This is a genomic window from Dethiosulfatarculus sandiegensis, assembly GCF_000931935.2.
In the GTDB taxonomy this organism is placed as follows: Bacteria; Desulfobacterota; Desulfarculia; order Desulfarculales; family Desulfarculaceae; genus Dethiosulfatarculus; species Dethiosulfatarculus sandiegensis.
The window spans coordinates 13,241-28,348 of record NZ_AZAC01000001.1 but is presented as its reverse complement, the minus strand read 5'-3'; the positions used below and the strand labels follow the sequence as shown (position 1 = coordinate 28,348).

The 15,108-nt window shown below is 50.3% G+C and carries 10 protein-coding genes; all 10 read right to left on the bottom strand.

The features are described 5' to 3' along the window. Window positions 1–11: 11 nt before the first annotated feature. Window positions 12–1,097, bottom strand: coding sequence for an ABC transporter substrate-binding protein (locus X474_RS00115; RefSeq protein ID WP_044346043.1), 1,086 nt, complete (start codon window positions 1,095–1,097; stop codon window positions 12–14). Between the two features lie 230 nt (window positions 1,098–1,327). Next, window positions 1,328–3,409 (bottom strand): TonB-dependent receptor plug domain-containing protein, encoded by a 2,082-nt coding sequence (locus tag X474_RS00105; protein WP_044346041.1) that lies wholly within the window; start codon window positions 3,407–3,409, stop codon window positions 1,328–1,330. Window positions 3,410–4,043: 634 nt separating this feature from the next. Beyond that, window positions 4,044–4,448 (bottom strand): PilZ domain-containing protein, encoded by a 405-nt coding sequence (locus tag X474_RS00100; RefSeq protein WP_044346040.1) that lies wholly within the window; start codon window positions 4,446–4,448, stop codon window positions 4,044–4,046. Between the two features lie 381 nt (window positions 4,449–4,829). Then, a complete protein-coding gene (locus tag X474_RS00095; RefSeq protein WP_044346039.1) occupies window positions 4,830–5,627 on the bottom strand; it encodes a hypothetical protein in 798 nt (265 codons plus the stop codon). Between the two features lie 182 nt (window positions 5,628–5,809). Continuing rightward, window positions 5,810–6,259, bottom strand: a complete 450-nt coding sequence (locus tag X474_RS00090) for a PaaI family thioesterase (protein ID WP_052514655.1) — start codon at window positions 6,257–6,259, stop codon at window positions 5,810–5,812. Between the two features lie 143 nt (window positions 6,260–6,402). Continuing rightward, complete coding sequence (locus X474_RS00085; RefSeq protein WP_052514654.1) at window positions 6,403–10,428, bottom strand: PAS domain S-box protein; 4,026 nt, start codon at window positions 10,426–10,428, stop codon at window positions 6,403–6,405. Between the two features lie 572 nt (window positions 10,429–11,000). Beyond that, window positions 11,001–12,224, bottom strand: coding sequence for a Zn-dependent hydrolase (locus tag X474_RS00080; RefSeq protein ID WP_052514653.1), 1,224 nt, complete (start codon window positions 12,222–12,224; stop codon window positions 11,001–11,003). Window positions 12,225–12,226: 2 nt separating this feature from the next. Next, window positions 12,227–13,255, bottom strand: a complete 1,029-nt coding sequence (locus X474_RS00075) for an ABC transporter ATP-binding protein (RefSeq protein ID WP_044346038.1) — start codon at window positions 13,253–13,255, stop codon at window positions 12,227–12,229. After that, window positions 13,252–14,226 (bottom strand): ABC transporter ATP-binding protein, encoded by a 975-nt coding sequence (locus X474_RS00070; RefSeq protein ID WP_044346037.1) that lies wholly within the window; start codon window positions 14,224–14,226, stop codon window positions 13,252–13,254. Before X474_RS00070 ends, X474_RS00075 begins: the two co-directional genes overlap by 4 nt. Continuing rightward, window positions 14,223–15,101 carry an ABC transporter permease gene (locus tag X474_RS00065; protein WP_044346036.1) on the bottom strand — a complete coding sequence of 293 codons (879 nt, stop codon included), beginning with the start codon at window positions 15,099–15,101 and terminating at the stop codon, window positions 14,223–14,225. The genes X474_RS00070 and X474_RS00065 overlap by 4 nt, the downstream gene beginning before the upstream one ends. Between the last annotated feature and the right edge of the window lie 7 nt (window positions 15,102–15,108).

The window sequence follows — 15,108 nt, the reverse complement described above, 5'->3', positions numbered from 1 at the left end:
TCTTCCCAGGTTCACTTAACCTTGTCCGCCAATTCTCCACCTATCTCCTCAAATGTCTTACCATAGACATCCAGATGAAAGCGGTTTATCTCAGCCATGAGGTCAACCGATTTCATCTTTTCGGGGTACAGCTTTTTGGCCAGCCACAATGACCCCAGACTTGAGAGTGGTGAAGGAAAATCCCAGGGAGCCAGGTTGCAGGGAACGATAAAAACCCTTTTCTTTCGCACAGCCTCGAGCTTAAGCATCTCAGGCCTAACAAGGTTGGGTTTAAGGCCGGGCGCGATCCGGGCGCAACAGACAATAAGATAAGGATTCCAGGAAACCAGTTGCTCCGGGCTGATGGTCTTGAAATGGCCTTTAAGCAGGCCACTTGCATTATCCCCGCCGCCCAGGCGAATCATTTCGTCTTGCAGCATGTTGCCGGTGGCAGTGCTGAAAAAGCCCAGTGGCCCCGCATAATAGACCACCTTGCGATCCTTGGGCGCCAAGGTTCCCAAATTGTCAGCCACCAGCTTGACCGTACGGTCCATGGCCTGGCCGGCCTTATGGGCCAGCTCGGGTTTACCCACGGCCCGGGCCACGAGGCTCATGGCCTTTTTGATCGAGTTAAAACCCTCAGGCAATATGACCATGCTGGGAATACCCAATTGTTCAAGGCGGTCTGCCATGGCCATGCCGTCTTTTTGGGCATAGAGTATCACCAGATCCGGTTTGGCCTCGACAATAGTCTCCAGATTCAGACCCAGAGTCTTATCCCCCACCCCCTTGACCTTGGCCAATCCAGGGCAAACAGCCAACTGAAAAAGGTCTTTTCTGGATCCCAGGTCCACACCAACCAGGTTCTCGCCCAGTCCCAAAGACAGGACGGTTAAAGTCGCCGGTTTATAAGTGGTGACCAAGCGTTTGGCGGGCCGGTCCAATTTCACCTGGCGGCCAGCCATATCTGAAAAGGTAATCTGCTCACCAGCCTGGGCCGGGAAAACCCACCCCAGCCCAAGAGCCAAAACCAGACAAAGGGCCTTGCCAAAAAGAAAAGCGGTTTTTGTGCTTATAAAATTTCTTTTAATGAAACCAACCTGACCGGCAAAAGACATGAAATGCCCCCGTATCAAATAAAGCCCGAGGCCTTAAAAAATCTTCAGAGTTTTCTTTTAAAGAGCCTGTCAAGCAGGCTTAGCCGGGCCGTTTTGAAAAAAGGACCTGCTCAAAACGGCCAACTCAATATCAACGCCGGGATCGCGACCCGGGACTTTAGAACGCCTTTACAAAAAACATTCAACTAAAAAACGGACCGGGATGACCCGGCCCGTTTTTCTCATTCAAATCAGAATCTGGCGATAAAGCCCACCCAGAAGCTGCGGCCGGCCGCAGGATAGCCCTTCTCAGGCTCGTAATTTTCATCGGCAAGGTTCTTCACGGAGAAGTAACCCTCAAAATGATCGCAGAAGTTCTTGCCCAGACGCAGGTTGCCCACAAAGTAGGAATCGTCTTTGACTTCTTCTTCGTCCGGATTCTGCGGAGAAGGCAGTTGGCTGTAACGATCGCTCACATAAAGGCCGGTGAGATCCAGTTTGACCTTGACAACGGGAATCATATAGCCCAGGCCCAGGTCCAGTTTGTGTTCCGGCAGCGACAGCACCTTATCGGTCACAGCCCCTTCACTTTCATCCTTGCCATGGGCATAGGTGTAGTTGGCCGAAAGGGTCAGGTCGGCCATGGGCCTTATGGTCACGCCAAACTCGGCGCCATATACCTGAACATCAGAATAGTTGCGGTATTTACTGTCCACCCAGGGTCCGTCCCGGGAGATCCAGTCACTGATGTCATGATAGAAACCGGCCAGCTCAACGCTCACCATATCGCCGAAGTCACGACCCACGCCCAGGGTGTAGTTGAGGCTCTGCTCGGCATCAAGCTCGATGTTGCCGGACTTGCTGGAGAAAAGCTCCTGCAGGGTGGGGAAGCGGGTCTTTCTGGCCACAGAACCAAAGAGCCTGGTGGTGTCGCTGAAGGTATAGCTCAAACCCACCATGGGATTGAACTCGTTTTTGCTGGAAGGCAGGTCGGGATTGCTGAATTCTAAGAAATCACCATCTTTATTGGTTTCGGTGATCTCGGCCTTGTCAACCTCAAACCAGTCATAGCTCATGCCCACGGTAAGCAAAAGACCGCTCACCCCGTCAAACTGGTATTCCAGGCCGGTTGAGCCGGTGTAAGAGAAAGATTCGGCATAGGGCAGATAGGCGTCATCCCTTTCCTTGTGGGAATCGCCCTTGTAATGCAAGGAAGCGCGCAGGGCGTGACCGTCTGCGGGTAAAAATTCGCCGATCAGGTTACCGCCCAGGAAGTAATCCTTGTAGGAACTGTCTGACAACTCCCGGCTGTAATCCTTATCAGCATAGGAGATGTAGTTATCCTTGTGGTTATGATAAAAAAGTTTTCCCTTTAAATTAAACTTATCACCAAAGCCCTGGCGTCCGGAGACATCGAAGCCCCAGTCATCGTAATGATCAAACTTGGACAGGCCGCTAAAGGCCGGGCGGAACATGAAAACCCGCTCTTCATCCACGTTCGGGGGGACACCGCGGGAGGCGGTGATGCGGTGCAGGCTCACAAAATACTCAGAGTCTTCGCTGGGCTCCACACCGACCCTCAGCCAAATGCTGTCCACACTGTGCTGGGAATTTTTACGGTAATCACCGTCTTGAAGAACCGTGTTATAAGGCTTGCCCGGTTTGGGGACTATGGTTCCGGTTCTGGGATCATAATCGTCGCTCATGGGGAAGCCGTCGGTTTCCCGGTGGGTGTAGTTGAACCAGAAGTTAAGGGCGTCGGCCTTGATGCCGCTGGTCAGGCTGGCCCGGTAGGTGTCATTCTCACTGAACTCACCCCTTAAGGCAAAAACCGGCTTGCCGTCATTTGCCGCGGCCTTTTTAGTGATCACATTGATGACCGCCACAGCCGCGTTGGCGCCATAAAGAACCGAAGGAGCGTTTTTCACCACTTCAATACGGGAAATGATATCGGCGGGGATCTGGTTTAAGTTGAGTTTGCGGTAGTTGGTCTCGTGATAAGGCACACCGTCGATCAAAACCAGGATCTTATCCTGACTGAAACCGTGAATCTGTATGTCAGGCTCTGCCTTGCGTCCCGTGGTCACCACCACGCCGGGAGCATACTGAAGAGCCTCGGCAACTGTTTTACTGTTGGTGGCCTCTATATCCTGGGCAGTCACCACGGTATCTATGGCCACCTGCCTGGAATCGGGCTTATTCCCGGTCACCACCAAGTCACCCAGGCCGTAAGGTTGAAAATCGACTTTTTTCTCGGCAGCCAGAGACGGTCCGCCCAGGCAGCAAAGTGACATGACCAGGCAAAAACAGGTCAAACGTGTCAAGCAGCGCATGATTGTTCTACTCCTTTAGATGTTTCGCTAACAGGTCATGGAGGGATTTCCATTTCATGGCAGAAAAAGCAGGCCAATTACAAGATGAACCCCACCGGCACCTACACTGATGTGTATTTTTACATATGTTTAAAATGACATAACGCGTCAATCGCCCTTTTGTCAACTCTAAACATTGCGATAATTCTTTTTTGGGTATAGAGACAGGTAATAATGCGACGGGGTTTTAGAGCAAAACCACTGCTTGAAATTCACTACCAAATTACATCTTTTAAAACCACTTGTTAAGAAAAGAATTATAAAAAATAAAAAAAACCTGGTTGCTAAATATAACCATTTGTTTTAACTTCAAAAATTTAATCAACGCTTTTTTATCCCCGCCCCTCGCAAGGCAGGAGAGACAAGAAAATCCCTTTGTAACCGGTTGGTCAAAGGTGTAACAAACAAAGGTATTCAGCCTGTTATCTTAAGATTTAACCGTTTCTCCAAATCTCATGGAAAGAAACAACATCCAATCGATCAACCTAGTTGGGTCATTAAAATATTTCAGGAAAAATATATTTAATAGGTAGGGAAAATATCTCGCAATCACGTATTGAAAAAGCCAAATTATAAAATAACCTGGTATCAGGGGTTAGATAATTTTCTTAGGGCTCTCCTCACCAGGCTCTGGAGGTAGATCCGGTAAAACCACCTTGTCGGTAAACTGAAGTCCCATAAGATAAGTGCCGTTTTCCAATCTTTTTATCCTTACCAGCTCGGCCGCATAGTAATGGGGTTCGCCCTGGTGGAAAAACCTCATCTCAACCGGCAGGGCTTTTTCAACCGTAAAAGCTATCCCGGTATCCGAGATATTAAGCCCTTTAGCGTTCAACAGGTCAAGGTCAAATATGAATTCAATATCTGTACTTAGTTCCTTGCGCACCGGGCGATTCACATAGTTAGCCTGGTCAGGGCCGTTCTGAGCCTCTAGAAGCTTTTTTCTGAGCTGTTTTACTTCTTCTATCAACTCCTCTTTGCTCATACTTTCAAAAGGCATTTTGCCCTCTCTTTTACCAAACAATTAGCGAGGTTATACTAAAAGTAAGCAATTAAAATCAAGGTTAAGCGCTTTTTCATCTCTTTTCAGGCAAGCGCATAATTTCGCCTGAAAAGGAGCTATGATTTTACAACAAACTGAGGCGCGAAAAAATCTGTTACCTGTAAAAAATTATATATCTCTTACAGATTGCATCCGCCTCTTTTTCCCGCCTTAGGTCAAAGGGAAAATTCAGGATGAGCAGCGGATAGGCGGCCACCCGGGAAGCCTGGCTCATAAGGGTCTACTGTAAGAGACTTTGGTTTATAATGATACCATTTTTATTGGTATCACCAAGCAGGGCCTCCCCAGGTGTATTGATCATTCAGAGGTAAAAGTAAATCATACTTTAATCATAAAACCCATTTTATCCAGCGTTTCAGTAACACATAAAAAATCTTCCACCAGCCGAAAGCTATACTGCAATGAATGCCGCCCGACCGCCAGGATAAGGCTCTGACTGCGGCTGTTCCTTTTAATCCCTCGAATGTGTTTTAAAGGGATGGAATAGCTGAAAAGGCTGGTGCGCATGGTTTCCAAATCTTTTTGGTCAATCATCTGTCCCAGGGCTTCTTTAATCTCGTTGGCGGCATTTAGCCAGAGCCAATTTCTTTTAGCCGAGGCATCGCCGGGCAGGGACTCCAGCAAATTGGTAATCTTGGAATCTTGGCTGTATTGTCTCAATTCTTTTGGCCCCAGCATTAAAAACAAAAACCTGCGATTGGTAAGAACCAGGCAATTCTCAGAGTCCTTTGCCCTGGCTTTGCCCATAACCGTAGTAGTGCCCGGACCGGAAGAAAACGATTTCACCCCGCTTGCCACAGGCCGAATGGGGGCGGCGTGACACAGAATTTTCTCTTCCTTGGTCACCGGTGCATCGGCTTGATATGGTGTGACATATTTTTCGGTCACTGGCTGACCCAATGAATTACTCTCAAAGGTGGAATAATTCTGCTTTCTTGCCCGTGTTCCACGGTATACGCCGATAACTCTCAGCAGAAAAAGCAATCCAAAAAATACACCCGCTCCCAGCACCAGAACGTCGGGGAATTCAGACCAGATCATAAAGCTTATAATCAGGACCACCAGAACAAGCGATCCCAGTAAACCTAAAATTCCGGAAACCTTTCGCGAAACCATATCATCCGCTCCGGGTTATACGATTAAGCCGCAACCTTCTGAAAAATTTGAATGACATAAAAAACGCCGCTCAGAAACAAATTATTACTAACGGGAATTCTCCCATGCTTTTCTGATCAAGGGGTAGCTTTTTCTCTTCCAACTATTATTTTAAACGAGCAAGGGATGGATCTTGGCCATAATCAGGATAATTTCTCTTCGGGAACCGAAGTCATGGTTCCCAGGGCCACGGCGCAAAGCATCGATTCCCTATCCTGATCCCGGGAAAATATCTCGGCTCGACAGGGTATCACCGACTTGCCCGGCTTAACGACCTGGCCCAGACAGTAAAGTTGTTTCCCCTTAGCAGGCCGAAGATAATTAATCTTATACTCAATAGTGAGAATACGACCGTTCAGCGGTGCTACGGTATAGGCGGCATAGCCCATGGTGTGGTCTGCCATGGTTGCTAATACGCCTGCGTGTACAAATCCGTCCTGCTGGGAATGCCTGGGCTGAATCTCAAGAACGGTCTCAAATTTCCCCCAGGCCGCATCCAAAACGATTAACCCAATATCTTTCGGAAATCCTTGCCCAAAGTCTCGTTTTAGATATTCCTTCCTCTGAGGATCAAGCTGCTTGGTCATCTGCATCGGCTCTCTTTCATCGAGCTGTTTCGAGTGGCATTATAGTATTAAAAGGGGGGGAATAACTATAGCAGACCAAGGGAAAAACAGTCCGGAATCTTGACATGCAGCCTGATTCCCGACCGTGGCCTAAAATTTCCGTCGGTGATTCATTTTTTATCCAAAACGGTTCTGACCGCCTTTAAAAGTTCGGTTTTACGGAAAGGTTTAGCAATATAACCGGAAGCCCCGGATCCAAGGGCGTCTTTGACCTGGCCATTGGCAGAATAACCGCTGCCTATAACCACCTTGGCCTTGGGATCAATAGCCAAAATGGTTTCCAGGGCCTTTTTACCTCCCATGCCCGGCATACCCAAATCCATAATCACCAGGTCCACTTCTCCTAATTTTTCCTTGTAAATCTCGATCGCACCTTCCCCATTGGAGGCTGTGAGCACCTTGTAGCCCAGACTGGTCAGCATGCGCGAAGCCAACTTGCGCAAGGGCTTTTCATCATCCACCACCAAAACGGTTTCAAATCCTTGAACCTCAACCAATGGAGATTCTACGGCCTTCTCCCCCTCCTGATCAGTTTCCCTTAAGGCGGGAAGAAAAATCTTAAAACTGGCGCCTCTTTTCGGTTCGCTGTAACAGGAGGTATAGCCCTGATGGCTCTTGACGATTCCATAAACCGAGGCCAGACCCAGCCCCGTGCCCTTGCCCACTTCCTTGGTGGTGTAAAACGGCTCGAAAATATGATCCAGGGTCTCTTTATCCATACCCATTCCAGTGTCGGACACAGTCAACTGGATGTAGTCCCCCGGCTTCACCCCCAAATGACCGGCAACAAACTCATTATCCAGGTTAACATTTTCGGTTTCTATTATTAACCTGCCGCCCTGGGGCATGGCATCCTTGGCATTACTGGCCAGGTTCAGAATCACCTGCTCCAGTCGGGTGGCATCGCCATTGGTAAGATAAAGGTCCTTTGCCAGATTTTCTTCCACCGAAATCATCTTGGGAATGGTGCGCTTAATAATGGATACGGCATCCCTAATCAACTGATTCAGGTTGACGGGTCTTGGTTCAAAGGCGGCTTTTCTGCTGAAAACCATGATCTGCTGGATCAGTTCCTTGGCTCTGTCCGCCGCCTTTAATATCTGGTTCAATTCCAAAGGCGTGGCCTTGCCCCGGGTCGCGTCATCCAGGGCCAATTCGGAATAACCACTTATAGTAGTTAAAATATTATTAAAATCATGAGCAATCCCGCCGGCCAAAGTTCCCACTGCTTCCATTTTCTGTGCCTGGCGGAGCTGGGATTCCAGGACTTGTTTTTCCTGCTCCAAAAGCTTGGCGTCTGTCATGTCCCGAGCTATTCCCACAAAGCTGACCAGTTCTCCCTGTTCATCATACAAGCAGGAAGCTGTGGCGGTGTGCCAGTGTATGGAACCGTCGGCATGCAACGCCCGATATTCCAAACTCTTTTGGCACTGATCGGGATCAAGCACTTTTACCAGAAACAAATCAAGCTTTTCCTGGTCTTCGGGATGAACATAAAGAGCCAGAGGTCTATGCAAGGCCTCTTCAGGGGCTTCACCCATAAACTCCAGCCAATTGGGCGAAACATATGTCAAAACACCCTGCGGACTCAGCTCGTATACAATGTCATTGGCATTTTCCACAAAAGAGCGGAAACGGTGTTCGCTTTCCTTTAATAACTCCTCAGACTCTATGCGTTCGCTGATATCGGTGCTTATTCCACAGAAGGCTATGGGCCTTCCATCCGGGCTCCGCACTGTATGGGTGCGGCAGTCCAAAAACAAGGGCATGCCACGGGCAACATGATTCACCACCTGGCCTCTCCAGTGCCCCTTTTCTCTGGTTTGAGCCAAAATCTCATCCAGGGCCGCGCTGTTTGCGGGATCATCGCCGTAAACCCTGACGTGTTGACCCAAGAGCTCCTCTTTGCTCTTGCCAAAAATGTTACAGGTTGCTTGGTTTACATACTGAATCCTGCCCTTAAGATCGGTCACCGTGACCATATCCTGGATCTGTTCCAGAACCAAGGATTGCATGTGCAAGGATTCCTCGGCCTGCCTACGCCTTGTTATATCCTGAAGCACCACCAATGCCCTGGCCTGAGACTGGGCCTGCACAGGCAGGATGTGATTTGAGTAAATCCTGCCCTTGTGTTTGATCTCACACCAACTTTCCCGGCCTTTTAACGCAGTCAGGCAATGGGGCTTCAGAGTCTGCCACAGTTCGGGAAAGGCCTCGCCAATTGTAAGGCCGATCAGGTCACGGCCGACAATTCCCAAACGGGTCAAGGCCTGGCCGCCGGCGGCCAGGTAGCAAAAATCCTCATCAATTAACAGTAAAGCGCCATTGGGAAAATTCTCAGACAACGAACGATACCTGGATTCACTTTCAATCAAGGCCGTCTCTGCCTTGCGCAAGGGAGTGAGATCCACATCCACGCAAAACATCTCTCTTTTCCCGGAAGCGGTGACATGCATCAAATGGGAGGAAAATACACTAACCGATTCTCCCCCCTTGCCTGTCAAAAGCAGCTCGGCAGAGGGGATAGGGGGTCCGCCTTTCAGCCACTGGTCAACATCATCTTTAACCTGGCTTCGCATCTCCGGGGGAATGATAAGGTCCTCGAGTTTTTCACCCAAGGCCTCTTCCTTGGTGTAGCCATAAACATTTTCACTGGCGGTGTTCCAGTAAATCACCCGCCTTTGATCGTCATAACCCTGCACAGGTATGCTTTGCACACTGTCCAGAATTCTTCTGAAACGCGATTCGTTTTCAATAATACTTTTTTCAGCAATGATCTTTTGGGTTGCATCCAGAATAATGCCTTCATAGGAAAGAATCTCGCCCTTTTTATTCCGGCGGATATAGGTCATATCCTCCAGCCAGCGCACCTCACCATCCGGCCTGACAATGCGGTAGGGGGTGTGAGCCACAACATTTTTTGTGGGATCAAGGCTACTTTCCAGCACCTCCCTCTCCACCCTGGCAAGATCGTCAGGGTGCACCACTGACTCATATCTGACCCGTCCGGAGATAAAATCATCGGCGCTATAGCCGAAAATACGCTCGGTGTTGGCTGTGGCAAACCCAACCGGCCAATTTTCCGTTGCCTCCCACAAAAAGGCCACAGCCGGGCTGTGCTGGATAATGTCATTGGCAAACCGCGAGGACTCCTCTATGCGCTTGCGTTCATCTATGTCCATCACCACCCCGGCCAGCTGCAGCGGTCTGCCCCGGCTGTCAAACTTGACCACCCCACCGCTGTCCTGCAGCCAGATATAGCTGCCGTCAACCTTTCGCATGCGGTAATCAACTTCATAACTATTCGTTTCACCCGTTAGAACAGAGGCAACGGCCTTTTCCACGGAGTCCCGGTCTGAAAGATGAATAAGATCTTTAAATTTGTCATAGCGTCTATTTGAAAACAAAACGGGATCATAGCCCAGCATGGTTGCTTTGCGGTCATCACAGGTAAGCTTTCCCGTAATCAGATCCACCTCCCACCAGGCCAGATTTCCCAGACGTATGGCGGATGCGATTTTTTGGCTATGGTTTTTAAGGGCATCTTCCTTTTCTATCTTTTGCAGAGCAAAGGCCAGGTCTTCGGCCAACTCCCTGAAAAGGTCTTGTTCTTCCTGGTCCTTGGCATGAAAGGCGGGCAACGAGCAGGATAGATAGCCGTAGATCTTGCCCTCCCAGACAAGGGCCCCCTTAAAAAAACTTTTTCTGGATTCTTTTTGGGCCAAGGGGCAATCGAAACATTCAGGAATCGGAGTCTCTATCACCTTGAAATTATTGTCATGGGTAATTGTCTCCAGGCATGCGGGGAAAACGCCCGCCCCAAGACCATCTTCAATTTCCTTTTTTTCGGAACCCAAGCCAGCGGAAGCAAAATAGCGCAAAGATTTTCGGTTATCATCCATCAAACCTATCCAGGCGCTTTTATATTCCAAGTTGTCGGTGAGAATCTCGCAGGCCTTTTGGATAAGGCGCTGAGGGTCGCTTTGCCTTGTAATCAGCTGATTGAAATTGCGGATTACCTTAAGGACTTTATTCAGACGTTTGGGCCTCTTGTCCGAACCTTCTTCCCCTGCCGGGGGCGCCTTGGTGCTTGGGACGTTTTTTTCCGCTTGTTCATGGCCAGGTTTTTGAGACATGGATCTTCCCTTAATGAACTGACAGTTACCTTGACATATCTGCGCACTCTCCCGGCTGAAAGCCATGTCACGCAAATAACCAAACCTGAGCCGTCAAAGGCAGGCATTAATATATTTTAAATTTAATTTCGGATAGACAACAACTAAAACCAGCAATATATCGGACCCACTAAAAATGACTTCACGGTTTTAGTTCAAAATCTTGGGCCAGATTTATTTTCACAGGATGCAATGAATCAGCAGGAAAAGGATAAGCCAACCTGATATCCAAGGGCTCAAACAGAGCAATAACTTCAAGTTTGTGATGATGGCAGAACTGATAACTCCGCAAAATCAGTAGGATAATACCGATAAAGTATCCTTGAGTTCAAGGGATTTTCATTAAAGGCGTGTAGATGCGAAACAATAAATCCGGCTTCATTCCCTCGTGATCTCCCCAATGAAGCGTAATTTTTCCGCAGTGTGTAAAATCTTTTGGCCGCCGGTGACAAGGCTTGAGCATAATTCGCTTATCTGCCTCACATGAGCCCTGATGCTATATTAGAATGTAACACCTCAAAATTCAGTCCGACTCAGGCTCTCATCAGGGACAGAATATTGTGCAAAAGCACCTGGCATCCCCGGGCGGCCTGGTCTTTGGTTATGGCTTCAACCGGGCAATGACTCAAACCTTGAGTGCAGGGAACGAAAATCATACCGGTTTTCACCCCGGCCACGGCAAAGCTTCGGGCGTCATGCCCTGCTCCGCTGGGCATCCGATGACAGGAAAGTTCCAGATCTTCACAAGCTTGCCCAGTAAAATCCATAAGCTCGGAGGATAAATCCGCAGGCGAGGTATTGTAGATCATCCGCACAGACCAGCCGCTTTTTGCCTTGGCATATTTGAGCAGACGTTTTTGAATCTGATCCAGGTCAACCTGCCTGACGGAGCGCAGCTCAACTGTAAATGAGCACTCAGCGGGTATGACATTGGGCGCTCCGGGCAAAAGGTCGAGACTGCCGATGGTGCCGACCATCTCGGGGTGTTGTTCACTTACCCATTGAGGTAAAAGGGTGAACAAGGGAGCAGCCTTGACCAGTGCGTCTTTTCTGAGCCCCATGGGTGTGGTCCCGGCATGTCCCGGCTCGCCGGTGACTGTCACCTTATAACGCTTGATCCCCACAATGGCGCTCACCACGCCTATCTGATCCCCTCGGGATTCAAGCACCTTGCCCTGCTCGATGTGTAATTCAAGATAAGCCTTGAAATCCTCTGCACCGCGCACCCTGCTGAAGGCCTGATCCGGGTTGCCGCCCGCCCGGGCCAGGCTTTGACTAAAGCCGCAAGAATCAAGCTCAGTTTTGCTTAAAAGGCCCAGCATGGCCCTGGAACCCACTGTGCCAATACCATGCGCTCCTTCTTCATCGCTGAAATTGATCACTTCCAGATCATGGTCCAGATCCGCGCCAGATTCCTTAAGGGTTCTCGTGCATTCAAGCCCGGCCAGAACCCCCAGGGCGCCGTCATAGGAGCCGCCTCCGGGCACAGTATCCAAATGAGACCCAACCACCACAGGTTGTTTGCCTCTTTTACCAGGCAACCTGCCGATTTGATTCAGTACCCCGTCCTCAATCACTTCCAGGCCGGCATCCAAAAGGCGCTCTTTAAACCAGGCCTTGGCTTCCAGATCCGCCCGGCTCAAACCCGGTCTGAAAAGCCCTTCACCGGCTCTGCGGCCTATTTCACCCAAATCCTTAAGATCCCGCCAAAGGCGATCCTGATTAATCAAAGGGGGTGAAGGGCATTCTATGGTCATCCTTATTGTTTTTTTCCGTTTAAATGACAGGCGGAAAACCTGCCCGGGGTTATTTCCCGAAGTTCGGGACGTTTTTCCGAGCATATAGGCATCTTGTGGACGCAGCGGGGATGAAATGGACAACCGGACGGAAGATTGATCGGTGTGGGCACCTCTCCCTCTGCCAGGCCTGCGGCCTCCACAAAATCCAATGTATCCAAGGTGGGGATGGCCGAGAACAATAACTGGGTATAGGGATGGTTGGGCTTGGCAAAGATATCTTCCGTATCGGCCAATTCCACAATGTAGCCCAAATACATCACCGCAACCCTGGAGCTTATATGTTTCACCACACTTAAGTCGTGGGATACAAACAAATAAGTCAGGTCCATGCTTTCCTGCAGATCCATCAACAGATTAAGGATCTGGGCCTGGATGGAAACATCCAGCGCGCTGATGGGCTCATCGCCTATGACCAGTTCCGGCTTACAGCCCAGGGCCCGGGCAATACCTATGCGCTGGCGCTGCCCGCCAGAAAACTGATGCGGATAACGGCTGGCGTAGGTGGAGTCCAGGCCCACCCGATCCATGATATCCAAGACCGCTTTTTTAAGGTTCTCCTTTTGGGCGATGCCGTGCAAAAGCATGGGCCTGCCCACAATATCCTCCACTTTTTTACGCGGGTTCAGCGAGGAAAACGGGTCCTGAAAAATCATTTGAATGCGTTTTTGAAAAGGCCTGCGTTTTCTTCCGGTGAGGTTGCCTATCTCCTGATCACCATAGAAAATTTTGCCCGAGGTGGGCTGGTGCAGGCCTATGATGCATTTGGCCAGGGTGGATTTTCCGCAACCGCTCTCTCCCACCAGGGCCAGGGTGTCGCCCTTTTTTATCTCCAGGGTGACGCCGTTGACCGCATGCACCACCTGACTTTTTAGTTCAAACCGGCCTTTGTTAAAGGACATCTGTTCAAAGATGTTTTTCTGGACCGGAAAGTGTTTGGTCAGGTTCTCCACCTTTAAGAGTACTTCTGAGTTGTTGTTTCGAGCCATCATGAGCCCACCTTGTGGCAAGCCGCCAGGTGACCGGGAGCTGTTTCCTCAAGTTCCGGCCTTATGCGGCAGGTTTCATCCCCTAATTCACAACGGGGCAGAAAGGGACAGCCCGACGGCAGATCCAGCAGGCTGGGCATGATGCCCGGAATCTGTTTCAGCCTGCGGCGGCGCTCTTGACTGCCCGGGATTGAAGCTATAAGGCCTTGGGTGTAAGGGTGGACCGGGTTTCTGATCACGGTTTCCTTAAGCCCTTTTTCCACCAGGCATCCGGCGTACATAACGCAGATTTCATCACAGAACTGCCCCACCAGGGCAATGTCATGGGTGATGAGGATCATGGATGCGCCCTGGCTTTTGACCAGCTTCCGCATCAAGGTCAGCACCTGGGCCTGGATGGTGACATCCAGGGCGGTCGAGGGTTCATCGGCGATAATCAAAGAAGGATTAGAGGCCATGGCAATGGCGATGCCCACCCTTTGCCGCATTCCTCCGGAGAACTGGTGGGGATAATCTTCCAGCCTTTCCTTGGGCGAAGGAATGCCCACCATGCGCAAAAGCTCCTCGGCCCTTGCCCAGTTCTTATCCATATCCTTTTCACCATGAGCCTTTAAGGCCTCGGTTATCTGATAACCGATGGTAAAAACCGGGTCCAGGGAGGTCTGGGGGTCCTGAAAGACCATGCTGATCTGCTTGCCCCGTATCTTTACCAGCTCTTCTTCAGGCAGTTTGGCCAGGTCCCGGCCCTTGAAGCTGATCTCCCCTGAGACCACTCTTCCCGGAGGATCGATGAGGCCCAGAATGGAAAAACCGGTTATGGATTTACCCGCTCCCGACTCCCCCACCAGGCCCAGAATGCGCCCCGGCTCAAGCTCGAAGCTCACCCCGTCCACAGCCTTTACCACGCCCTTACGGGTGAAAAAATGGGTGTGAAGGTCTTTTACCCTAAGCAGTTTCTCGGAGTTGGTATTCATCGTTTAAGCCTCGGATTCAAGACATCGCGCAAGCGGTCTCCCAACAGGTTTATGCCCAAGACCACTCCCATCAAGGCCAGGCCAGGCAAGACCGAGGCCCACCAGAAACCGCTGAACAAGACCTGATAGCCTTCATAGATCAGAGAGCCCAGGGAAGGTTCGGTTATGGGCACGCCCAGGCCCAGGAAGCTCAAGGTGGATTCCAGGATAATGGAGTTGGCCACCCTGACGGTGCCTATGACGATAATGGGAGCGACAATATTGGGAAGCACTTCGCGCAGCATGATGGCGGTGTCTGAGATGCCGCTGGAGCGAGCCGCGTCCACATAGTCTTTTTCCCTTTCAGCCAGGGTCGATCCCCTGGCTGTGCGGGCGTAAAAGACCCAGTTCACCACACTGATGGCTATGATGATCTTAAACAAACCCTGGCCCCATATGGACATGATTACCAGGGCAATCAAAATAGCCGGAAACGAGAGCTGAATGTCGGCGATGCGCATTATGAAGGCGTCTGTCCTGCCACCCATATAGCCTGCCACCAGCCCCATCAAGGTGCCGAAGGCGGCCGAAAGTATGGTGCTGGCCAGGCCCACGTAAAGCGAAACCCGAAGCCCGTACAATATGGCGCTGTAAAGGTCCCTGCCCTGGCCGTCCGATCCCAGCATGAAATGGCTGTAAGACCATTCACTGAAAAGGGTTGGAGCCAGGTTTGAGTTTTCCAAAAAGAGTTGGGTCAGGTCGTAGGGGTTCTGAGGGCTCAAAACCGACGCAAAAACAGCGACAATTATAAAGAGCACGGTCAGAAAAAGCCCGAACATGGCGCTCTTGCTCTCCCTGAACTCCTGCCAAAATTCAATCCATTGCGGCGAGATCACTTGTACC

Bases quoted from the DNA above. Each gene is read 5' to 3' on its own strand.
- X474_RS00095 (WP_044346039.1), bottom strand. From the start codon at position 5,627: ATGGTTTCGCGAAAGGTTTCCGGAATTTTAGGTTTACTGGGATCGCTT.
- X474_RS00085 (WP_052514654.1), bottom strand. From the start codon at position 10,428: ATGTCTCAAAAACCTGGCCATGAACAAGCGGAAAAAAACGTCCCAAGC.
- X474_RS00070 (WP_044346037.1), bottom strand. From the start codon at position 14,226: ATGAATACCAACTCCGAGAAACTGCTTAGGGTAAAAGACCTTCACACC.
- X474_RS00075 (WP_044346038.1), bottom strand. From the start codon at position 13,255: ATGATGGCTCGAAACAACAACTCAGAAGTACTCTTAAAGGTGGAGAAC.
- X474_RS00100 (WP_044346040.1), bottom strand. From the start codon at position 4,448: ATGCCTTTTGAAAGTATGAGCAAAGAGGAGTTGATAGAAGAAGTAAAA.
- X474_RS00090 (WP_052514655.1), bottom strand. From the start codon at position 6,259: ATGCAGATGACCAAGCAGCTTGATCCTCAGAGGAAGGAATATCTAAAA.
- X474_RS00105 (WP_044346041.1), bottom strand. From the start codon at position 3,409: ATGCGCTGCTTGACACGTTTGACCTGTTTTTGCCTGGTCATGTCACTT.
- X474_RS00080 (WP_052514653.1), bottom strand. From the start codon at position 12,224: ATGACCATAGAATGCCCTTCACCCCCTTTGATTAATCAGGATCGCCTT.
- X474_RS00115 (WP_044346043.1), bottom strand. From the start codon at position 1,097: ATGTCTTTTGCCGGTCAGGTTGGTTTCATTAAAAGAAATTTTATAAGC.